Annotated in this window: 17 protein-coding genes; all 17 read right to left on the reverse strand. The window is 41.5% G+C overall.

Annotated features, from left to right (window positions below; genetic code table 11):
• Window positions 1-913: DUF4157 domain-containing protein (locus B2V92_RS20270; protein WP_293311663.1), on the reverse strand; the 913-nt coding region annotated here is incomplete at its 3' end.
• A gap of 2 nt (window positions 914-915) precedes the next feature.
• Window positions 916-2,295: an ATP-binding protein gene (locus tag B2V92_RS20275; protein ID WP_293311665.1), complete on the reverse strand. Its 1,380-nt coding sequence runs from the start codon at window positions 2,293-2,295 to the stop codon at window positions 916-918.
• Window positions 2,262-3,749, reverse strand: a complete 1,488-nt coding sequence (locus B2V92_RS20280) for a contractile injection system tape measure protein (protein ID WP_293311667.1) — start codon at window positions 3,747-3,749, stop codon at window positions 2,262-2,264. The genes B2V92_RS20275 and B2V92_RS20280 overlap by 34 nt, the downstream gene beginning before the upstream one ends.
• Before the next feature lie 4 nt (window positions 3,750-3,753).
• Window positions 3,754-7,416, reverse strand: coding sequence for a hypothetical protein (locus B2V92_RS20285; RefSeq protein ID WP_293311669.1), 3,663 nt, complete (start codon window positions 7,414-7,416; stop codon window positions 3,754-3,756).
• 11 nt (window positions 7,417-7,427) lie between these two features.
• Window positions 7,428-11,375 (reverse strand): hypothetical protein, encoded by a 3,948-nt coding sequence (locus B2V92_RS20290; protein WP_293311671.1) that lies wholly within the window; start codon window positions 11,373-11,375, stop codon window positions 7,428-7,430.
• Entirely contained in the window at window positions 11,376-14,465 is a 3,090-nt protein-coding gene (locus tag B2V92_RS20295; protein ID WP_293311673.1) for a baseplate J/gp47 family protein, read from the reverse strand.
• A 3-nt stretch (window positions 14,466-14,468) separates the two neighbouring features.
• Complete coding sequence (locus tag B2V92_RS20300; RefSeq protein WP_293311675.1) at window positions 14,469-14,888, reverse strand: GPW/gp25 family protein; 420 nt, start codon at window positions 14,886-14,888, stop codon at window positions 14,469-14,471.
• Between the two features lies 1 nt (window position 14,889).
• Complete coding sequence (locus B2V92_RS20305; RefSeq protein WP_293311677.1) at window positions 14,890-15,168, reverse strand: PAAR domain-containing protein; 279 nt, start codon at window positions 15,166-15,168, stop codon at window positions 14,890-14,892.
• 3 nt (window positions 15,169-15,171) lie between these two features.
• Window positions 15,172-16,899 (reverse strand): type VI secretion system tip protein VgrG, encoded by a 1,728-nt coding sequence (vgrG, locus tag B2V92_RS20310; RefSeq protein WP_293311679.1) that lies wholly within the window; start codon window positions 16,897-16,899, stop codon window positions 15,172-15,174.
• A gap of 6 nt (window positions 16,900-16,905) precedes the next feature.
• Complete coding sequence (locus B2V92_RS20315; RefSeq protein WP_293311681.1) at window positions 16,906-17,625, reverse strand: hypothetical protein; 720 nt, start codon at window positions 17,623-17,625, stop codon at window positions 16,906-16,908.
• Window positions 17,626-17,628: 3 nt separating this feature from the next.
• A complete protein-coding gene (locus tag B2V92_RS20320) occupies window positions 17,629-17,790 on the reverse strand; it encodes a DUF5908 family protein (RefSeq protein WP_293311683.1) in 162 nt (53 codons plus the stop codon).
• Between the two features lie 12 nt (window positions 17,791-17,802).
• Window positions 17,803-18,261, reverse strand: coding sequence for a phage tail protein (locus B2V92_RS20325; protein ID WP_293311685.1), 459 nt, complete (start codon window positions 18,259-18,261; stop codon window positions 17,803-17,805).
• Between the two features lie 5 nt (window positions 18,262-18,266).
• A complete protein-coding gene (locus B2V92_RS20330) occupies window positions 18,267-18,701 on the reverse strand; it encodes a phage tail protein (RefSeq protein WP_086545858.1) in 435 nt (144 codons plus the stop codon).
• Window positions 18,702-18,723: 22 nt separating this feature from the next.
• The gene (locus tag B2V92_RS20335) at window positions 18,724-20,169 is read right to left on the reverse strand and encodes a phage tail sheath family protein (RefSeq protein WP_293311688.1); all 1,446 of its coding nucleotides are present in this window, start codon (window positions 20,167-20,169) and stop codon (window positions 18,724-18,726) included.
• Window positions 20,170-20,172: 3 nt separating this feature from the next.
• Entirely contained in the window at window positions 20,173-21,957 is a 1,785-nt protein-coding gene (locus tag B2V92_RS20340) for a phage tail sheath family protein (RefSeq protein ID WP_293311690.1), read from the reverse strand.
• Between the two features lie 18 nt (window positions 21,958-21,975).
• Complete coding sequence (locus tag B2V92_RS20345) at window positions 21,976-23,085, reverse strand: hypothetical protein (protein ID WP_293311692.1); 1,110 nt, start codon at window positions 23,083-23,085, stop codon at window positions 21,976-21,978.
• Window positions 23,082-23,690, reverse strand: a complete 609-nt coding sequence (locus B2V92_RS20350) for a DUF4255 domain-containing protein (protein ID WP_293311694.1) — start codon at window positions 23,688-23,690, stop codon at window positions 23,082-23,084. Before B2V92_RS20350 ends, B2V92_RS20345 begins: the two co-directional genes overlap by 4 nt.
• Window positions 23,691-23,768 lie beyond the last annotated feature (78 nt).

The following is a 23,768-nucleotide window of genomic DNA, read 5'->3' on the forward strand; positions in this document are numbered from 1 at the left end:
CTCCGGCAGCTGCGCTGGCAGTATCGGCAACAGCACCGGCGGCATCACTCAGTCCTTCTCCTACCGCATCAACACCACTGGCAACATCTCCTGTAAATTCATCCCAACTATAACGTTGTATATCGGGCGATGCGCCCTGTTGCATGGTATGCGTAAGTTCGTGCGCCAGTAAAAATCTTCCGCTTTGCGAATTTGGGTTATACTCGCCTTTGTTAAAATAAATATTGTTGCCAACGGTAAAGGCCCTGGCATTTAAACTATCGTTCAATTTAGCGGAGTAAGAAGTATCATGAATCCTCACGCCTGAAAAATCGCCCCCCATTTTACTGCCCAAATCACGGCTTACATTACCCGGCAGGGTTGTTCCGGCGCCTTTTGTTGCATTAATACCCGATTGTACGCTTGATGGTGCTATCCCACCTGCAGCAGATGCAGATTCGGATTTGGCCTGCAACACTTCTGGTTGATCTATGTCTTTTAACTCTTCTGGTTTCCGCGAAACTTCTTCTTCGTGCTCGCAACTGCATTTACGCTGAAGTTTATTTTCTGCTGCTACATTTTCTTTTCTTGATACTTTTTCTTTCTCTGCACAGGCCGCACATTTACGTTGTACAGCAGGTTTGACAACCGACCTCATGATGCCATTTTCTTTACGGGCAACTTTTTGCTCCTGCTCGCAGCTTGCACATTTTCGTTGCACCTGCATACCAGATGATGGACCACCGGCGCCAGCCATAGCAAAACCTGAGTTAGATGGCATCCGCATTACGCGTTCCGCAACCTGATCGGCTTCTTTCTCCTGCGGATCGTTTACAGCCCCAACTTTTAGTTTGGTTTGGATAGCACTATTCCCTGGCCTGCTGTGGGTAACAGACTTAGATTGAGGATTGCTATATGCCAATGCGCTGCCCATACCTATAATGTTCGTCCGGATTTTTTAAGTTCGCGTTTAACCCCTTCAATAATATCTTTTTGCCTGATTTCTGTTCCGCCTTCTTTCAGCATCTGCATGGTAGCATATTGCACCACATTGATGATTACACCACCGGTAAGCTCAAATTTTTGGGCAATTTCTTCGAGGTTTATCTTTGCCTCCATTTTTGTAAATGACGAAAAACCCTGTTCCCAAAGTAAAGCCCTTTGACCAGCCTCTGGTACCGGAAATTCGATTACCGACTGAAAACGGCGTAAAAATGCCTGATCGATATTCTGTTTGAAATTACTGGCGAGGATAACCAGACCATTATGGTCTTCAATCCGTTGCAACAGGTAACTGGTTTCTTGATTGGCGTATTTATCTCTTGCATCGCTCACATTGGTACGTTTGCCAAAAAGGGCATCTGCTTCATCAAAAAACAAGATCCAGCCCTGATTTTCGGCAGCATCGAATACCTTGGCCAGGTTTTTACCCGTTTCGCCAATATATTTACTCACTATCCTACTTAAATCGATGCGGTAAACCGGTAAATTATGTTTTTTGCCCAAAACAGCTGCTGCTAATGACTTACCTGTGCCCGGCTGACCGTAAAACAGCGTTCGGAAACCAGGTTTTATCTTATGTTTTAGTCCAAGATCGTTCATCATGGTGGGACTATGCTGCAGCCATGAGTTTAATAATTCCAGATGCTCGCGGGTATGTTCGGGCAAAACCAGATCGGTATACTCCATATTGGTTTCGATCAGGTGTGCCGGAAAATCGGTTGAAAAGCGTGGCTTGCTCCTCTCGCCGGTAGTAAACTCTTCAAACCAGTTTTTACTAATGTGCAATGGGATACTCGAAATGGGCTCGCCGGGTGGAAGTGGTTCATATTCCAATACATTTAAAGCAAAAAGCGGGTTGCGGGCATCAAATAATTTCATCAGATCAAACCGCAGCATTAAATTATCGGAAGCGAGCAAAAACAAAAACGTTTCTGCAGTTGGCAAAAAACCACTAAAAACATTGCCTTTTTTACCGCCAAACTCGGTAAATATTTGTGCGGTTTGTGGGTTGTTCACCAGAAAAATATCCAGGCATTGTGGTTTAATCTGGCTCACCATGGATAGGAAAAGTAAAAAACGCTCGGCAAACTTGAACTGATGCTGCGCCAGAAACCGTCCATAACTGCTATCCAAATTGTTTAAATCGGGTGGTCTAGCATCAAAAATACTGGTACCAGCCGCAACATTACCTGCATTAATGGCACTGCGGAGCTGCAGCACTTTTTCGAACCAGTTTAATTCGGCCAAAAGTGCATCTGCATTTGCCTGCAGGCTGTTGTTTACCAGTTTAGATTGATCAAATAATTGTTCCATGGTAAGCGTATTATTGATATTGGCCAGGGTAAAGTGTCCAGTAAAACATCAAAGCCTTTTTTTTCTACATATAAGTGGTAATCGCCAGCCCGTAAAATCAAACTTCCGTTACGTTTTAAAAAGGTATCGGTTAAACCTTGTACGGTTGTTGATCCCAATTTTGACCAATGTTTAATCACAGTACTTTTTAAGTCGTTAGCCTCTGCCAGCTCTTCGGCTGTAAAAGCTATATCGTTTAAATTGATTGCGGTTTCAGGATCGGCACCACACAATATTTTATTAAAAAACAACAGGCATTCGTCGTCGGGCATTTCGTTGTAAACTAAATAATGGAGGTAAACGATGGCTTTATGCATTGCGTTTTCGTTGGTAAATGCATTGCCATTTAACAGTTGCAGAAAACTGAACAGATTTTTAAAGTAAGGATAAAGCAAAATCAATCCTGCATTTTCGATTAAAACAGAAGCTTCATTTGCAATTCCATCTGGCTTTTTATGATTTATTACTTCTTCTTTTTCCTTCATTTTTGGTTTCTGACTAACTGTAACCTCTTGTTTACGAATGGCAGCGATCAATTTATTAAACCGCTGGATCAGTGTAGTGTCCTTATTTTTAAGCACCGCAGAAGCAACAGCCAATTCTAAACTGGCTATTAATTCATGTTTTACTATCGGGTTTTCCTCAGCCAAAGCAAAAAGCCAGAGGCCAAAATCATCTATCCCTATAAGTTTTTTTTCTGCTTCTAAGCAATCAAACCATATATTAAGTATTACATCATATAAATGAATATTAATATTTGGTTCTAAATATTTTAAAAATAAAATATCTGTTTTAAAATGGTTAAAGTCGTAAAAAAACAACCGCCTGTTTACCAACTGAATTAATCTTTTATAACTAATGGCATTACGTTTTATTACTTTGATAAACTGGGTAAAAATCTGCCGGCTATTATTAAAAAGTTTGACTAAAACTGCAGCAGGTTTAAAAGTTGTTTCATTAGGTAGCCACCAGGGTTTTAAACCTGTTTGACAATAAAATGCCAGAACTTCGTAAGCATTGGCATCTTCCGGATGATCAAATACAACAGATTTATCTTTTGGAATGTTATTCTCTTTATGCTCAAGATTCTTCAAAAATGTATGAACCTCCTGATCAAGAACATCGATATGACTTTCTTTATGATAATTCTGATTTCTAAAATAAGCATATATCTGTATAATAACCTGTTCTTCAATATCTTGAATAAGTTTATCTAAAGACAAATTTCCCAGATCTATATTTAACTGATCGATCCGGATGGTTTGGTTAAAAGCAAATTCATCAAATATGGAATTGAAAATATCGGGCAATCGTTCTTTGCAAAAATTGCCAATTTCTGCCTGCACCTTCTCCCAATCCTGTTGACTGGCAACAGTGAGCAATACTTTTTGCGATTGTATGAGGTGCTTATTCACGACACTATTTTTTTCCTAAATCAAAATTTTCGATAACATCTTCGTTAACAATTTCGGTATCTCTTTCTTGTCTTCCGTGTGGTACAATCCCTTCCATTACAAGATGGTATTTACCTGGATTGAGGTTAAAACTGTATCTATTTCCAGTAAACTCGCTCTCCTGTATCGGTGCACCAGTAGCATCAGTTATTGTAATCTTAAACTGCTTGCCATAATTTACGTTTCCGCTTAGTTCGTAGGTATCCTGACCGATGCGCCCTACGCCGATAAAGAAAGTGATTAAAGCTGTATCTACCTCCTCACCGGTTTCGCTTTCGATAACGGCATATTCCAGTTCATCAATGGCTACTATCGATCTTCGGGCGCGGCTATCTTTTGCAACCTTCTCCGGATCGAGTGTGTATACCAAAATCTGTTTGTTCAGGGATGGTTTGGGTTCATAAACTTCATCCTCAAATTTTACCGATCCTAAATTAGGTCCGTTTTTAACAATAACCTTGTAGTCGCCAGGATGGTAAAGGTTATTAAGCACCTGTATTTTAGCGGTGTTAATTCTGCTTGGACTATATACCACAAAACGCGAAATAGGGACCACCAAAGGGGTAAGTTCTTTATTGCGGTAATCTTTTGCATCGCATTCGCAACAGCCATCATCTTCGTAAAGGGTAAAATCGGCAATCACATTATCGGCAATATTTTGCAGGCCATCCTTACCAATTTCAGCCACCAGTTTATCGTACTGTTCGTTAAAACTGGCTTCGAACTTGCTTAAATACTCGCCTTTTTTTTCTGTTTCCCATCCAATAATTCCTTCTAGCTTCTTTTCTTTACCTTTTTCTACAGCTTTACGTTTTTCGGTAAGCACTTTTAAATGACCTTCGTATTCTTTTTTTGCCTCGGTTTCTTCTTTTCTGGCTTTTTCTATTTCTTCTTCACCGGCTTTGCGCTTTTCGGTCAATTCTGCTTCCATGCTTTTGGTGAGTTCGTTCAGTTCTTTTGCTTTATTTGCTTCGGTATTTTTACGCAATAAAACGATCCGCTCTTTGTATTCTTTTTCGAGTTCTTCCGCTTTGGCAGCATCCTCGCCTGTTGATTTGAATGTCCTTCTTTTAGTTTCGAGCTCACTCTTTATGGCCGATTCTTCTTTCTTTATTTCAGCACTTGTAAATACCTTACGCTTATTAATCTCTCCCGTTCTAACTTCTAAAGCTTCTTTATGTCGAAGTTCAATCTGGTTAAGTTCGTTTTCATGTTCCTTTATACGTGTTTGTATTTCTGAATATCTGGCGTCGTAATTTGCCTTAACAGCCTTTTCTGCCTTCACTATTTCTGCTATTTCAGTTTCCTTATGGGTAACAGGTACAGCTTCGGGTGCTTTTCTAAAGGTTTGATATTCTATTTCCTTACCTGTATGGTACAATAATAGCAAGGTATTACCCTTATTTACCCCTGCCAGATGCTCTACCGCGCCTGCTCTACGGATATAATCGTAAAATGAAATGTTGGTACCCAGGCTTTTGTTCCGTTGCGATCTGATATCGGTTAAGGTACCAATATTGATATAAGGCCTGATCATGAATACGTTTAACGCCCTGTGCAATATGGTTGCGGCCATGAGATAAGCCATTAATTCTATATTGCCATCATTATTGATGATTTTGACCAGGAGTTTCATTCCCTTTACATAAAGTGAAATCAAACCTGTATACACGGTTTTGAAACGACTTTCGTCAAAGTCGGAAAACTCCAAAGTAAGCGTGGCAATCAGTTCTTCGATATTATCGTTAAACTGGGCAACCATGTTTAATGCCTCTCGTTGCAGATCGTCGGGTGTTTCTTCCAACCTGCCTTTACTGTTATTTATTTTAGCATAATTGGCCTGGTTTATCCGCTCGTTAACCATACCAGCTTTAATAAAAACATCGTTTATATTGCCAAATGCCGATGTTTTTTCTGTTTGGCCATTTGTATCGTTAAAAGTTTCGTTTCCGGCAGTTTTTGCTTTAAAATTAGCCTCTTTTTTAACGTTTACACCACTAAATGCATTTTTCGTAGCGTCTTTTACGTCATCTAACCTTGCTATCATTTTTTCGGCCAGCGTACTGTATTTAATCAGGTTATTGAGGTAATACAACATTACGTTACGCCAAACCAGGTACTGCGAATCGAGATCGGGATAACGGCAAACGGTTCTGGTTCTTCCGCCTTCACCCATAAAAATAGAACGCACTTTAAAAGGAAGATTTAAGTTGCGCTGTAATCTTTTGTACTGCTTAACAGCTACACCTTCTTCGATGGCCAAATGCCCCTCCATCCTAAAAAATGTGGTATCAGAAAAATTGTACAACAAAGGTGCTTCCAGCTTGCTTTTACCGTAAGTCTGTAAATTTAGCGGCAACTGGTAATGGTAGCTTAGCGGTTTGCCGTTATCGCAGCCGTGGCATAAAGATTCGTTCCAGTACTTTTCGAAATCGGCAATATTGGGATCGAAATAAATCGGCAATGCCCTTTTACCAATACTTTGCCATTTTTCTTTACTCGGCGTAGCCAGAATACCGCGATCGTTTTTTTCGTTCTGGCTATCGTAATAAGCGATTAACATATTCAGGGTTCTTCCAAAAACGGCAACCAGTTTTTTACTCCAATCTTTATATTCGTTAAATAAGGGCGAAGATTCGAACTCCTGACGGAAAACAGAAGGCGGACAAGTATCGCTACCCAACATTAAATGCATCGGGAAAGCATCTTCATCGGGCAAACAAACACTGTTAAGGTGCATGGCGATACAGCGCAGCTCTTCGTACGATTTGATAATATCTTCAAAAGCATCGTACACGTACTGGAATCCGTAAGCCTTCCCACTTAAATATTGCGCAGAAAGTTCGATCAGTTTTGTTTCCCACGCAGTGCGAATACTATCGAAATCGTAATTGGGAAAATGGCGTGCCAATACCGGCAGTTCTTTATAAATGATCTCCAACTGTTTGGTAAGCTTCTCTAATACTGCAGCAACCGGGCTTAGGTAAGTATTGATTAATGCCGGATAATTGGCCGCAGCAATGGGCGTAATCAAAGCCCTTGGATAATCGATCGTTTCCAGCTCATAAAGAGCAGGATACATAGCGCCGCCTTTATTTTTATTTGAGATATTGATATTAATGAGATCGGTTCTTTTGATCAGCAATTTACGGATGGTAAAAGTGTTTTCTTTACCCAAATCATCGCAGCTTTTGCCCAAACAGCTTTTAAGATCACGGGCTGCCGATTCTAAAAACAAAACCACCACATAATCGCTCAAAACCAATGCACCTGTAATCGGACCTGCTCCCATCGCAGCAGCATTTTCTGCGGTAACGAGTTCTAAAAGCGGGGCATTATTAAAATATTTATAGTCTAAGCCATCGGGCAAGGTATAAGTTTTATAATGCGTTAAATCGCAATCACCTAGCGAAATGAGAAAGCCCCATGAAGTTACGCCCAAACCTTTCGAAATATGCACGGTATATTCGCCATAGCTTGCATGTAAACCGCACACGATCCCCCTGCCGATCAATCTAATCCTGGTTAACCTGCTTTCCTGAAACAAAAACTGCTGTGTATTATTCAGCTGACCTGCTGTTAGTACCTGATTTTCTTCAAAAACCGTTGTTTTATTAATGAGTTCCATAGCTAGATGAGTTAAAAAATACCAATGTTTGTTTGATTTAGAATGAGTGGATTTTTCTGTACTTCGTTTTCGTTACAGCTGTGCAGTTTGCCAGATGGATAAACACTCCTTAAGCCCTGTATTGATTCTATAAAGTTTTTCAGTGCTTTTACCCGCTCGGCGTCGCCGGCACTGCTTGTATTGATCTGTATGAGCCAGTTTTTATAGGCTGTTTCAAACTGGTTCATCTGCAAAGGATTTACCCAGCATACATTGAGCACTACGTGGGCAGGACATTCCTCGCGCAGTGTTTTTTCAATAAATGTTCTAAAATTACGCTCCCTGAAACGGTTTGGCCAATAAGGCAACACGGCAGTCATCACGAAACTATAGGTATCGGCAATTTTGCATTGCACACAATCAACATCGGTGTGGATATCCAGTAAGGTATCAAAATCGCGTTTTTTAGGTCTTAACAACACGTGTTCGATCAAATGAAGCCCTTCGCGATCTATAAATGTCCTGTTAAAGAAATTCACCATATCCAGTCTGGCCAATTTTTCCATACCGGCCCTGATGATAACGGTTCTGTGTGTTATATTCTTGATTTCGAACAGTTTGGTATAATCCAGTTTTGGCGCTACCACAAAATCAAGTAAGATATCGGAAACAATAGTGGTTTTATTATTAGCGAAACTGATATTCAATATTTCGAATTCGGTAATTTCAGCAGATGGTGTAATGAAGTTCATTTTATCTCCTGTACGCAGCCTGTTGGTTAAGTCGGTTCCGGTAATGGTAAGTTCGCGACCATTTTCGAAGATATAAGCATTAAATGTTTCACTGAAGCTCAATTTGCCATCAGGATAATTATTTGGCAATGTTTCGTTGATTTCTATTTTGATATCTGGTCCTAAGGCTACCGTATTTTTAACGGTATAAGTGCCGTTGTTAGATAACGAATCTACAATTTTAACCAAAGGCAAAGCTGTGCTGTCTTCCATAATATCAGACAGCTGATGGTTATAGTTCCTGCCTTTATGTTTTCCGAGCACCGTTCCATAAATATCGAATATCTCGAAATGGTAATTCGGTTCGTTTACGGTTGTATTTTCGGGTACAAAACGATAATAATCTTCGTCGGAAGCAAAGCGGATAAACTTCCACAGCAAACTGGCGATGGTGTTGCCTGTTGTTCCTGCGGCATCCGCACCTTTCACCTCCGGTCCTTCAATCTCCCCGGTAATGATTACTTTCCTCGCTACATCTTCTGCTGGTAAATCGAACAACTGATATTTAACGGTATGTAATGGCGGTGTTGTAGCGCCATTAACTGTGTGAGCGAGCACTTCAAAATAATTTGATATCGGTGCTGCCAAGTTTTTACGGTTACTTAAAATATTGCCGCATAATTCTTTAATACATAAACTGATATGATTATTAATTAAGGTATTACTATCGGCTTTGGTTAATGCCGTATTTTTACTTTTTGCAATTATCTTTTCCACAATTAAATCAGCATAAAGCAACACCTGGAATTTACCTGCAGTTGTACCTGCTATTACTTTATAGTTATTGATATGTACTCCCGCACTGATCAGCTCTTCCATGGCGGCTTTTGCCAATAGCTGATCATTAAAACTAATTATGCCTTCAAAAAGGTTTTTTGTAGATACTTTGGTATCAATACTCCATTTATTGCTTACTGGCAGTATCCTGAATGCTTTGGAAAAATGTAAATCAGCCGTTTTTTTGGCGTCGATCCCTAAAAGCATGCCCACGCGTTTTTCGTAACCCGAAACATTCTGGTAAAACCAGCTCAGTTCGTTTTTATAATTAAAAGCCTTACCACGGTTACTGCTGATTTCGGGATAAGCATTTAAAAATGAAAGTTTATCTTTAATCAGCTCTGCTCCTGCTTTTTGTCCGTCGTTGGTATAGGCAATCAATGCGTAATCGCTAAACTGTTCGCAAAAGCGCGCCAAAAGGTGATCGAGAAAGCGGTTTTTACGTTTTTCGTAAGCACTTTTACTTTCGGTAATCCCCTGTAGTTTTGTGGCATAATCATTAGCGAAAATCTTTTGGCCTGTAGCATTTGGTACAATATCAGCATGCGCTGCAGTTGCTTTTAAAGATTCGCTGAAATAGGTTTTATTCATTAAGGGCTGACCAAATTCATCAAGCTCCTGATTTAAGCTAAACAAGGCCTTTAAACCATTTACCTGTTGCAGGTAGTTGTACAATAACTGGTCGAAAAAGGAAAGAAAGCCTTTAAATTGTTTGGCCTGTGCCAAACGCAGGTTTCTTTCATCATCGATGGCAGGCAAATTAGGGATACCTTCGCTGCCCACGCCATATATTAATGGAAAATCTTCCTGAATGGAGGTGTAATCGGTTATTTCGCGCCAGTTTCCGATAGGCAAAGCCCTATCCAAAATTGGATTTTCGGGATAACGTTTTCTTGCGGTTGCAAAAAGCGCCCTGTATTTGGCTTCCATCTCATCCTGGTCAAAAGCAAAAGGAAGCTTGTGTTTGAAAAACGATAAATTGGAAAGATCCGTTGATAATCTGGGCACACAAAACTTATCGATGGCCAGCGACAGACACCATTTTACGCTTTTTTGCGCAATATCATTGCTGCTGTTATCTTCGGGAAAATTGGCCAGCTGCAAACCACTAACCGATTGAACCACCCGTTTACCATCAATTTTAACATCCATGATGATCCTGATGAGATCGCTTACATGAATAGTACATTTCTGTTCGGAAGCGTTTAATTCATCGTCGTCGATAAAACCGTGTGCAAGAGCAGGTCCGTCGAAAATATCTTCGGTGCTTTTGCCCCTGCTTTTCATATCGGGCAAACTGTAAAAATACACATCGGGCGAAAGGAACTGGGCCAACCGAAAATAAATTTCGGCAGCAACGGTGGCCGCATCAGCAAATGGATCGATTTCAATATCGCCGCATATTGCAATTTCTTCTACTTTTAATGCCCTGGTATTGAAATAATTCTCACATAGCGGTCTGTTATCATTTAACCTGTCTTCTGCCTTTTTAATGATGCTTTTAATAATGGCTATTTTGCGTTTGTAACTTTGTAAAAGTCCATTTGCCGCATCAAAAATAAAGTGGTTGAGTTCGCTATCGATTGCACTTAAGCCTGTAATGGCTGTTGGAACGCCTGCTACCATTTTTGTGCCGGCCAAGGTAACGGTATGATCAAAATCGTTGTTATCAAACAGTTTATATCCTGTTGGGAGTTCATCCACCTCAATTTTAAGACTTTTAATGTTATTTATAATCTTTGTATCACTGCTAAAATCGATGCTAAGATCATCCCAGCGTGGGAAATGGACGCTAACCTTAATTTCTACCCCGTTCAACCATGGATCACCGCCAAAATTATTGATGACGTAGGTTCCTTCCATAGCATTGGAGTTTAAATCGCCATAAACGATGGATTGATCAAATTCGATCAGGAAATTATAAAGTCCTTTTACAAAAAAACCTGTTCCATCTGTTGCCGTTGGAAAATAATCCAGTTTTTGCTGTGCCTGATTTACGTAAAGCTTCATTTCGGCATCATCGGCCGGAATTACCCAGGCATTTTTGATGCCCAATATTTCCTGATCAACCGTTACGGCCACATCCATAAGCAGTTTCCTGAAATCTTTGATGGTAACCGGTGCGTTGTGCAGGATCTGTCTGGCGGTAAAAAAGTTATGAAAATCGACCTGGGTAATATTGGGGTTATTGGCCAATAAATCCTGCATATCGAAAGTTAAACGGTAACCCAGATCGGTTATGGCGTAACACAGCGCTTCGAGCGTGGTTATCCCGGGATCGTGCAGGTTATAATCGGTCCAGTTTTGCTGGCTCAGTGCCTGAATCCGGTTAATACCCATTTCACGTAGTTTATCAAACTGCATGCTTTCCTGCTGGGGACTGTTTTTCGATATGGTTTTTAAATCGCTCATTTAATTACAACCGCATTCGTTAATGGGAACAAATTCACCTTTTGTGATGATGGTATTATCGTCGCAATCCACACAATCGCAATCGGGATTACTGATTCCGGGGAGATCGTTGATGTTGACAATGGAGTGATCGGGATAAGCCGTTAAAATACTGGCCGCTGTAGCTGTTTCTGCCGTTTCGAGATCTTTCGACGAGATATCTTCCAATCCGGCAGGCCGGTAGAGGTACATTTTAAAGCAGGTAATGTAATCTACATAAGCCAACTTTTCGAGCTGATAGATAATGGTCGATCTTTCTATTTTACCTCCAAATTCCATCTGCGTTAAGGCATTACCTGTCCATGGTGCCAAAAGCAATCTGATCTGGTTTTTAAGCTGTGGCAGATAAATATTTTCTTCGTAACCTTCGGTCAGTTTAACATGGAAATGCAACTTAATCTCCTCAAAAATCGGGTTCTGAACATTCAATCTGGCAAATACCGAGTTGGTTTTAGACAGGTATGTTTTGATCATTTCGAGGGTATTTTTAGAAACCTTTGGTTTTAACGGATCAGGAGCATTGCTGATGGCAATATCGGGCACGGCAATAATCGTTAGGTCGCCCGGTGACAAAGAATTATAACTGCTTACATTGCCGTTGTAAAAAGTATGGCTAATGCATTTGGTGGTATACACATTGGGGAACTGCGCCAGAATAAGGCGTTCGTAATCCCATTGGGTGATGGCCCTTCTTTTATGCCTTAATATTTCGCTTACGCGTAAATGGTAATCGTTGGCATTTTCGGTCGCCTTACCCTCAAAAGAACCGTAAGGTTGCATTACTTTTTTAACTGCATTGTCGGGATCTTTCAATTTTGAGATCAAACCCGGCTCTATGGCGATTTTTTCGGGCAGCACATCATCGTAAACTTCAAATTGGGCTTCTGCTGCCTGTGCCGTAATGGAAATAATATCGCATACCGCAGCGGCATTTGTAGCTACCGCAGCCCTGATCCACAATAAGCCATCTGCAAGCAATGTATTATCAGCGTTTACGGTTTTGGGGATGTTTAAGGTAACAATACCGGTGGTTAACAGTCCGTTGGTCTGCTCTCGTAAAATGTTTATTTTTTCGAATTCAATCCAGGTATTATTTTGAAGATAGGCCCATTTGACGATGGCTTTATCGAAATCGGGATTGGCACTGCCCTCGCTCACCTGGAGCAGTAAACTTAAATTCTGTGGTACAACAGCATCACTTAAACCGATATACAGTTCACCTTGATTAGGTTTAACCGGAAGCAATGATACGGCGCCATGGGTAAATGGATGGGCTTCGGCAAGGCCAAAAGGCTCAATAAAATAAAACCGGTGTATGCGGTTATCGTAAGTTGATCCAACATTAGCACTCACCGAAAGGTCGATGGTGGCGGTACAGCTATAATCGATCGTTAAATTCTGGATGAGCGGTAAATATGGTGGATTTGGCAATTTAGGAACTGTGGTTTTACCTATAACAGCCGTACTAAATACCAACTGGTAATCAGCCAGCCCGAATGTGCCTTTGGTAAATTTAAGTTTTAAATAACCACGCTCGGTTTCGAGGTTATAAACATCATTTACCTTGGTATTATAATCGGCATCAAAATCAGCGGGCACAGTTAAATCAGCTGAAAATGCTGCATTGGGTGCAGCGGTATCAATGGCAGTAAAAAGTGCTACCTCTGCTGTTGCAGCATTGATCCAATTGCGGTGCAGGAGAAAGGAAACTTCGGCTTTAAAATCGCTGTTTTTAACATAAGTGGTTTTATCGCGTCCATTACTATCGTTAGCCAGATTGACATAAAGATCATAGTATGTGGCAAAAGGAACGGTTGGCAAACCTAAATATTCGAAATTAAGCTTTAAACTGCTTAGTTGATGCTGAAAAACCTCGTTGCTGCCCACGTAAAAATTAGCACCAACACTTGGTACCAGACCAAAAATCTCCATGGGTTTAGCCGGATCAAGCTTACCAAGGCTATTTTGTACAGATAGATTTTTTACACCTACTACATCAGTTTTAATGCCCACACTATCAATTGCGGCAAAGGTTAAACCTCCATAAATATTTGTGGCTGATAGTATTTCTATTTTTAATACCGGAAAAGCTGTCCTAAAATCTTCAATATGGAGTTTTTGGTTATAATCGACCAGTTTAGGCCTGCTTTCATCGGCCAGGAGCACAATTTGGAGCACACTGGCACTCGTAAAATCGACCGAAATGATATCTACTGCTGTCCAGCCTTTTTCGGCAGTAATACTGGCTTTAAAATTTTCGGGTTTAATTACCGGGGCGGACAGGTACGCTGTATGGTAGTTGAATGAAAGGGTGATTGTCCGTTTTCCCTCGGCCATTCGGAACAGCGGCGAACTGATGGCAAAACCGATATTGGCAGCAGATCGGGTTTCATTTCCAAAAGCATCCCAACTGCCATCCTGGTTTACCACCTCACCACCTATGCCATCACCAGAATTGGCCATGGGCGAAGCTTTAATATTTGATTTTTCGGTCTGATCCACCAAAATAGATTTGATGCTGGCCACCTGGGCATGGCTAAAACTAAAATCAGACAGGAGTTTATAAAACTGCTCCTGTTTCTGGCTGTTTTTACCAGCCTTAAATCCGGTTTTATCATCCAATACATATTGTGATATGTGTTTGGCCAACTCCACAATGAGGTATACTTTATCGGGTGCAGCGGCTTTTTTCTCAAAGCCCAAAACGGCTTCGAAGAAATAATCGAGGTGTTTGCCCGTAAACTGGTTAAGATCCTTTTGGGCAACAGCATATAATTCGAGGAAAGAATCGAAAAGTGCCAAGTGGGGTTCAGATGTGCCGTCTTCTTTTAATTCATCTATATTGAAAACACTTTGCCAATCTGTTTTTTTCTCCAGCCCATCGTAATAATAGTAATTGACATAGGCTGCCAGGTTATCGCAGAACTGGTAAAGGCTTTTTTTGTCCCTTTCATCAATAGCAATAAAAGATGCATCCAAGGCTTTGGGCAAGCGGTTTAAACGGCTGGTTCCGTTTCTTGGGTCATTATTTTTATTGCAGTTGATACTCATTTCCTAAATATTTGTGCCTTCGGTTAAATAATAAGGGTATACGATGTTGTTCCGGGTGTTGGTACTCCTAACGGTATACTCGATTACCAGGTTGATGATTCCATTTTCTTCATTTTTAAAAACATCAAGTTTATCGAGTTTGATGCGTGGCTCGTAATAAATAATGGCCCTTCTTATCCTTTCGGTAATCCGCGTAACCAGCGTAACATTAATGGGCTCGAAAATCATATCTTCTACATTGCAGCCATATTCGGCCTGCATTACCCTTTCGCCCACCGCTGTACCAAAAAGGATTTCGAGGCTCTGGTTAATATCAATCACATCGCTTACCATGCCGGTTGCAAAGCGATCGGTACCTTTATATTTGGTAATTACCGGAGGAAAAGCCCAGCCCTTGCCTAAAAAATTATTTTCTGTATCCATTTTATCCTATTGTTACGGTTGGGCAGCCCACTACGGCACTTGCCCCACAAATACAGCTATCGCCTGTTCTTACCGCGGGTAAACCACCAATAAACACCGTTGCACTACCTGCCGGAAAAGGGCTCACGGTTGGCTGGTGGCTATTTGGCGGCAATACACAAACGTGGCTATCGCCAACCACACAAGCGGGCATGCCGCCTATTAAAACCGTGGCTACACCAGGGCCAACAATGGTTCCGCCGTGATTGGTGGTATCGGTTACTCTTGCTGCGTTTGCCATTTTTTAATTAATCTGTACCATGCTTCCTTTAACTTTTGTAATTGCCGACGAACTTAATTCGGTACCACTGCTTCCGCTTAGTTTTAACTGTGCATTGGCATTGGTGGTAATGTTTGTTCCATCGATTTTAAAATCGCCGGAAGCTTTTAGCGTGATGTCTTTAATACTTTCAATCTTGATCCCATCTTCTCCCATCTCTATTTTATTGCCGTTCATATCCTGGATAGCAATCTGTTTCTGGTCTTCATCAAGTGTAATAGAATGCCCTCCCGGTGTTTCTATTTTGATGATTTTTTTTTCATCATCGAATGATAACTGCAGTTTTGATTTGGTTGACAATCCCTTTAGGTAATTATCATCTTTAGCCTCTAAATGAGGGGGGAATGAACTGCTATATAATCTTCCCAAAATCACGGCATCGCGCGGATCGTCATTTATAAAACCTACAATTACCTCATCATTTATTTCGGGATTCCAAACCCAACCATGGTCTTTCCCGGCATCTACAGAGGCCAACCTGGCCCAGATTCCATCTCCTTCGTTTTCAACGGTTGGTAACCGCACCCTGATCCTGTTCTCGCCATCGGGATCGCTCTCCAGCTGTGTAACAATACCTATTTGTAGTCCATTTACGGGGGGGATGATTCCGGTTGCCGGTTTTTCTACTATGTCATCGAAACTGTAACTGTGGAGGCTTTTATCCAATCCGAACTGAACATGACTGTACCACGCTGCTTCGCCCGAATAGGAATGGATTACACCGGTAACCCAGCATTTACCGCTAAAACGTTCGCCAATACCCAGCAGCTCCACAATAATTCCGGGTTTTAATTTATTGTCGCCCTGCACCCTGAAATTACCGATAAGCCTGTTTAACCTGCTCCTGAACAGTTGTGCACTTGCCCATTCGGCCGATTCCTTTTCAGCAACATTACCCGAATGGTACAGGCTATTGTCATCCCAGCCCAGTACTTCCGACAGGTCATCGCCTGAAATATTTCCCTGTTGGGGCAGCGATTTTGCTGTTGATGTTCCTTCTTTTACTTCCTGGTTGGTGTAATTCCAGTTTTTGGTAACTACCTGCGGATACTGTGTTCGGGCATCCATCTGGGCTTCAAAATCGTAAATTTCGGAGCCATAAGTATAGGTAGCAGTGCTCTCCTGGCCCGCATCGGGCATGGCAATGTTTAGTTTTCCGGCTTCCGTTATCACCAAAGCACTATTTAATTCGGCACGGGTAATAATAAAATCCCAGTTGCTGCAGTTAAACTGTACCAGTTGCTTATGTTGAAGGTCCAATCCATCAATATCGGCAGAAATACCGTTTTGACCTACCAGATCGGTAATGGCATCAGCATCGGTTGTATCTTCCCAAATTTTGTTTTTACGCCCTGCAGTAAGTTTAACGGCTTTATCCCTGCATTCTATTTCCATCTGGCTGCCACTCTCGTTGGCTTTAATGGTCTGGCTGATAATCAATCCCGAAAATATCGTTTCGTTTTCGCCATCATAACCCGCTGCAATCTCAATTTCGGCCCCGGGTATAAAATCGTTTCCATTGCTCAATTCGAAATTCTGGGCCGCTGCGCTACCATCCATTACCACCACCCTGGCTTTTGGGATGGCATTAACCATATTGGTAACCACAATTTCCAAAATACCAACTGCATCGGGCAAAGCCTGTCCGTTTACTTTAATACTAAAACTCTGAGCACCTGAATGAGCTGGCATGGCAAATTATTTTTCTATCGGCGGAAACGTAATACGCGCTCCCTGTTTTAATTTTCTAAAATTATTCAGGTTGTTGGCCTTGGCCACCTCTAAATAATATCGATCGTTTTTGTAAATATTGTATGTCATTAAAGGGAGCGGATTATCGCCCTCTACGTTTCTGTAATGCGTTAAATCGGGCGAACTGCGGCGCTGCTCGTTAGATTGTTCGGTAAGGGAGGTATAACTGGTAAAAGTACAGTCGGTTTTTGCCCTTAGCGGTTTCCCGCTATTATCAAACAGGGTGTAGGTAACTTTAACCGCGGTAAGCATGCCCTGAAAAGTAAGCTCACCCCAATGTATTTTTAAAAAATTTGGCTGATGGGTATCCTCTTTGATTTTAAAACAGCTATCGATAAAATGCTCGATCACCTTGTGAACGGTTTTGTCGCTCTGTACATCGGCCTGAAAGGTCGAACTGCCCGAATAGGAAGCAGATGTGGCATCCCAGAGCAGATCTAAATTCAGCTCTTTGCCCCTCGACGATTTAAACTCCCCAACCCCATCTGCAGCATTTACCGGTGCATCATGATCGAGTTCGTTTTTATAATCGATAAAATAAGTATTGGGATTGTACAACACCTTAAACGTTTCGATAGGAGAACCGGAAAAGTTGTTATCAGAATAAACATCTATGACGAGTTTTTCCAAATTGCCCAATCGATCGTGAAGTTGACTTAAAGCCATAATTTACCTCTCATTCTTATTTTTGATCTGTAATTTCAACTCTTCCAATGCCTTTTTCAATTTCTTATCCGTAGCTGTTTGTCCGGTTGCACTTGGCGGTGCAGATCCGGCAACATTGTTGGTTACGGTTGCGGTAATATTCAGTTCCCTAATTTCTACTGGCATATGAATGTTTCATTAAAAAATTTCGATCCTTCTAAAATACTGGTGCGCAAACTCTATACTTTCTATTACCAAACCGTTCTGCTGTGCGTTAAAGCCCTCTACCGACCATCTTACGGGGTAGGCATTTACAAAATTCCAGGCCTGTAAAGGAACATGCGCATCGTTGAGCAAAATGAGGGTAATATCTTTCGGGTTGAATGTAAATGCCTCTACCGATTCTTTAAACCATTTCATTGCTGCCGAACCAATTAACAATCCTCTTTTTAAGGTAAGGTTGCTGTAGGTTACCGCGGTTGGCAATTTGTGGGCAAAACGGTTTTCGCCTCCTTCTTTATATTCTTCGGTCGCAATATTTGCCTCAAAACCTGTTGCATCGGTAAAACCGATATCGGGCAGGCCATCATACTGTGGTGATAAACCTTCTATGCGGAGCAAAAAATGGAAACCAACAGGAGGATTTACAAGCTTCATAACCCCTAGGTAAATTCAATACTTAAACCTTCGTGTGCCAGCTCAACCGTTTCTATGGCTACCTCATTTCCGGTAGAATTTAACGTTGGTCCATCTACTTTTGATGGCCATGCCCCCCTAACCTTCCAAACCACTACCGGCTCATGGCTTTCGTTAAGCAAACTGATAGTTAAATCCCTGCGTTCTATTTTATTCAAACTCACGGTATTAAACCATTGAAAAAGTTCGTTATCCCCCTTCGTTATGCCCCTTTTCATCGAAATAGCGGTATATTGCTGCATTCCGGGCATTTTGGTAACATGGTATTCGGGTGAATTCCCTTCGCGATAATCAATCGACTGCGTTTCTACGGTTAAACCGCTAACCTCTGTAAAACCAATTCGCGAACCGCCCCATTCCACCTGAAAGTGGAACACCGGTAATGGATAAGTATTTGCCATAATTTTTATAATTTATGATGAATTATTCCTGTAATTTATGTGAGAATTTTAAGATGATAAACTCCGCCGGACGCACCGCTGCCATACCGATTTCTACATTCATTCTGCCTTCGAGGATATCAAGCGAGGTCATGGTTACCCCCAAACCGATGCGCACAAAGTAGGCATCGTCGGGTTTTGCGCCCTGCAATGCCCCTTGTCGCCAAAGCTGGTTTAAAAAGTTCTCGCACATGGTTTTTACGCGCAGCCATGTATTGGCATCATTGGGTTCGAAAACCACAAACTCAGTGGCTTTTTTAACACTTTCTTCAACAAAATTGTAAAAACGCCGTACCGAAACATACCGCCATTCGTTGTCGTTCCCTGCCAAAGTTCTGGCACCCCAAACCAGTGTCCCCTTCCCTGTAAAAAAGCGGATTACATTGATTGATTTGCCTGTGGTAGGATCTATATTTAATGTTTCCTGTTGCTGTGCGGTTACTTTTAACGATGGACCTGTAACCAGGTTCACACTCTCATTGGCAGGTGCTTTCCAAACACCACGGTTGTTATCAACCCTTGCCATTATCCCCGCTACTGCGCTCGAAGGTGGCAAATCGATTACATTTTTATCCATTTCGTTTACCAGTGTACGGTAAGTATTTAAATCCATGGCTTTAATAGCTGCTAGTGTTAAACCATCATATGGCCCCGTACCAGCATTTACCTGATGTTTTATCACTACCGAATCGCTATAGGCATAACTTAGCGTACTTTGCAGCCATGGATAATAAGCCGCACCGTATTTTAGGTAATCCATGCTGATATCTTCCCTAACAATACCGGCATCGGTATAAGGTGAATCGGATAACACCCAGGCATCAAAAATGGCAATACGGTCTTGCAGCCTGGCACATTGCGCCAATGCATAATCGTACACATCTTTATAGCCCGATTTGGTGCTGCTGAAAGCATTATGCTTATCGGTTAATACCAGTATGGTTGGTTCGTCAACTTTTGCAATTGCATCTAAACCTGCTTTAGCGGCATCGTTGGTAATGTTGGTGCTGTAACTTCCGCTCGAAACAATATAACATGGTCCGCCGCCATTGGCATAGAACATTTGTATGGCATAATACATGTATTTACCACTCACTTCACTTTTTTTGGCATTACAGCTGATTACACGTTTTACTATTTTGCCGCCATCTTCGGTATCGGTTATGGTTGGTATGCCGCTGGTTTCAAAAACAGCCGTTTCTGAGTTGGCACCGCCAAAATATTTCTGGTAATCAAGAAAGGAAGTAATGCGGATGGGTGTTGGCAGCTTGGTTCCGGCAACGGGAAAAATATCGTTCCCATCTTCATCTTTGGCAAATTCGGTACGCCCGATAAACGCAGGAATAGCCGTTTCAACCGGAGCTATTGATGCAGGCAGTTTACTTATTTCCTCGATGTAAACGCCAGGGGTTTTATAATTGGTTGCCATAATTTAAGATTTTGCTAATAAGTGAGAAAATTTAAGGACTATAAACTCAGCCGGTCTAACAGCGGCCATTCCAATTTCTATGATCAGCCGTCCTTCCAGGATATCGAGCGAGGTCATAGTGATACCCAAGCCCACATTTACAAAAAATGCATCTTCGGCCTTTGCACCGGCCAAAGCACCCTGCCGCCATAATTGGGTAAGGTAATTCTGGCACATGTTTTTTACACGCATCCAGGTTCTGGCGTCATTAGGCTCAAACACCACAAATTCTGTTGCTTTTTTGATCGATTCTTCAACCATGATAAAAAACCGCCTTACTGGTACGTATCGCCACTCGTTATCGTTACCTGCCAAAGTTCTGGCACCCCAAACCAAGGTTCCCTTGCCGGCAAATTTCCTGATTACATTGATGCTTTTGCCTGATGTGGCATCTACATTAAGGTAATCCTGCTCTTCGTCGCTGATGGTAATCAAAGGTTTATCAACGGTTAATAAACTTACATTGGCCGGCGCTTTCCATACGCCACGATCGTTATCAACACGTGCCATAATACCCGCAATAATGCCCGAAGGATAAAGCGGAACGGTATAAGAATCAAGCGCGGCTTGCACCTGGTTAAAAAGGGCAAAATCGGTACTATCAAAGCCACCGGTTAAGAATGGGCTGTCTAACAAGATTTGGGGAGCATTACCTTTCGGATCGTAGATAATGGAAATTACATTGCCATCGCTACCTGCGGTTTTGGCCGTTACGGTTAACACGCCTAAAGCGGCCGAGGTATCAACCAGTGCTGCCAATTCGGTATTACCCGCAATTGCAGCTTTTAAAGCCGCCGCAGCTGCAGTGGTATCAGCGCCGATTGTAACCCCACCTGTACCAAAAGTAAAACTAAAGCCGGCTATGGAAATCGAATGACCGCCGATTGCTATGCTACTAATGGTAACCGTGGCAGAGGCCTTTACAGCGGTAACCGATTTATCGATAATTTTGGTTATCGGTTTTTTAACATTACTTGCTTTTTTATAAATGCCAGCATTGGCCCCTGTACGGTTGTCGGCTGCAATTTTGATTTTATCGTCGATTACGCGGTTATAGCTTGCACTGGTTTGTACCTGTGGATAATATGCAGCGCCATATTTTAGGTTATCGGCACTTACCAGGTCGTTCCTGAATTTATCAGCATCCAGGTAGGTGGTAGATGTTTTTACCAGTGGGGCATCCATTATGCCAAAACGGTCTTGCAGTTTGGCGCACTGTGCAAGCATCCCGTCGTTTAATTCCTTAATATCTGCAGCCGAAGATAGTGCCGTAATTTCGGGAATAAGCAAAAGGGTAATTTCATCTTCGCGTTCGCAGGCCTGTAAACCCAGTTTTAATTCGGCTTTGGTTATGGCCGGTGTATTATTGTAGGTACCGGTAGAAATTACCCAGCAGGGGCCGCCACCGTTTTCGTAAAACATTTTTACATGATAATATAAAATATAACCCGAAACCCCGGTTGCTGTAGTTGCAGCGGTTACATCAATTTTTGGTGTCAATTTGCCTTTTTCAGGCTCATTGATGGTTACTTCCAGCACTTCGGGAAAAGCACCGCCAAAGAAAACCTCAAACTCCAATAATGAGGTAATGCGTACCGGTACATTAGCCGAAAAGGCTACACCGTTTTTTTCCCGTTTTGCAGTATAACCGATAAAGCCGGGTATGGCTGTATCAACCTGTGCAATAGAAGGTGGTATGGTCGAAATCTCTTCAACGTATACCCCTGGATGTTTATATGTTAGCGCCATATCACGATAAATTATTTTTTAAACATATACATATATTCTACTCTCCTCGCCCGCCTGTTTTTCGGGTACCGGATTGGGCAAATTCTTGGTTAAAACCACCTCTGTTCCACTGTCTTTCTTGCTAAGCTCTATACCTAATTTTACTTTTTGGAAAAAGGGGATCTTTACATTGCTTTTAAAAAGCAGGATATCGGCATCGGCAATTTTATTGATCGGATCGGGATCGTTGGCAGGCACCGGGTTTCCGGCAAAAGTATATTTGGCATAAACCGGGTTTCCGCTAGGCGTGCCGTCCTGACTTTTATCCTTCACCAATAGATCAAAATCATCTAAATCGATACCGCTCTGGTTGATGATGTAATATTTCCAGATGGTCGATTTCCGTAAAAAACCGATCAAAAATTTAGTTTCCGTAACTACGGCATTACTTGCAGGCAGTTTAATCTCCAGTACACCAAAAACCGGTTGTGCACTTAATCGGTTGCTTTTAAAAATTTTATAACTCAACAGATCGTTACCCGTATCGGCTGCGTTTTTGATGGATATGTTGTAAAGTCCATCAGGCAGTTTGCCCATATTGAGCAGTTTTTCGAAAACTTTACTGCTATTGAGTTTAATTTTATATGGGCCGTTAACGGGCAATCCTTCACTGTCGAAATCTACAACCAGATTATTTTCTGTTAGTGAGTTTACCCTTAACGTAACCTCGGTATTCATCGCTGGAAGCGTAAAATCCAGGTTCATCAGATCGCCAACAATGCCATCGATAATCTGGTAGCCCAGATTAGGATTTAAAGCGTTATTGGAAAAATAGACCTTTTTATTGCTCAAAAATTCTTTGTTTGGCGAAGTTTCGTTCAACTGTGTAATGGCCAAAAATTTCGCGGCATTATTTAGGCTGATGCCAAACTGCAGCGTGGTATCTAAAAGTTCGATCTTGTTTTTGAAGTCGGCGCCCACTTCTGTAATTATGCTAAAACCAGTACCAAACTTTTTAAATAACCAGCGTTGGTTGCGCATAATGGCTGTAGATGCACTTGTAGGTACAAAAACCAGATCATTACAAAGGTTATCCTCGTAATAATTATGGTTTACACCAACAGAAAACAATTTCCGATAGGCACTCATAGCTTGGTTCTTGTGTTTAACAAAATATTTTCTACTAATCCATCCGGTGCCAGTTGCACATTTTCCTGCACGGTAATCATCCTGATCTTATACAGTACCGATGGCAGGTAGCTATGACCGATAATGCTCCAAAAATGGTTCATCTGTTCAAAATTGAAACTGAACAGCTCAGCACTTAAGCGTTCAATATTTTTATCAATTGTGGCCAGCAAAGGTGAGTTGGCCTGTGTAAACACATTTTTCCCCTGAAAAAATGCAATTACCTGAGAGAGTCTCTTTAAACCTTCCAGATAATCGAGGGTAGGTGATTCGGTATCGGCATGATTAAAATTTGCAGAAATAAGTACGTAAAGGTTAAGGTATATATCGGGATTCCGTGTTTCTATATCACCGAGCATATTTTTTACCGTAACCCGCTGATCTTTTACAACCCTATCTTCTTCAATATTCATCAAAGTGATGCCCATTGTTTTTTCAGGTATGGCAAGTTTGCCTTCCGAAACAACACTGCTCACCACGATGTAATCTTCACCTGTGGTATTGGCAATATTGTTCAGATAGCCATTAATTTCCTTCGAAAAAAAATCTAGTGCAGCGTTAATCATAGATAAAAATTCGTTAAAACGTATTTGATAATCAAACGATTAACATAAACTTAGATAGGAAAACGCCGATGTTATTAA

Source organism: Pedobacter sp. UBA5917, from assembly GCF_002432345.1.
Taxonomy (GTDB): domain Bacteria; phylum Bacteroidota; class Bacteroidia; order Sphingobacteriales; family Sphingobacteriaceae; genus Pedobacter.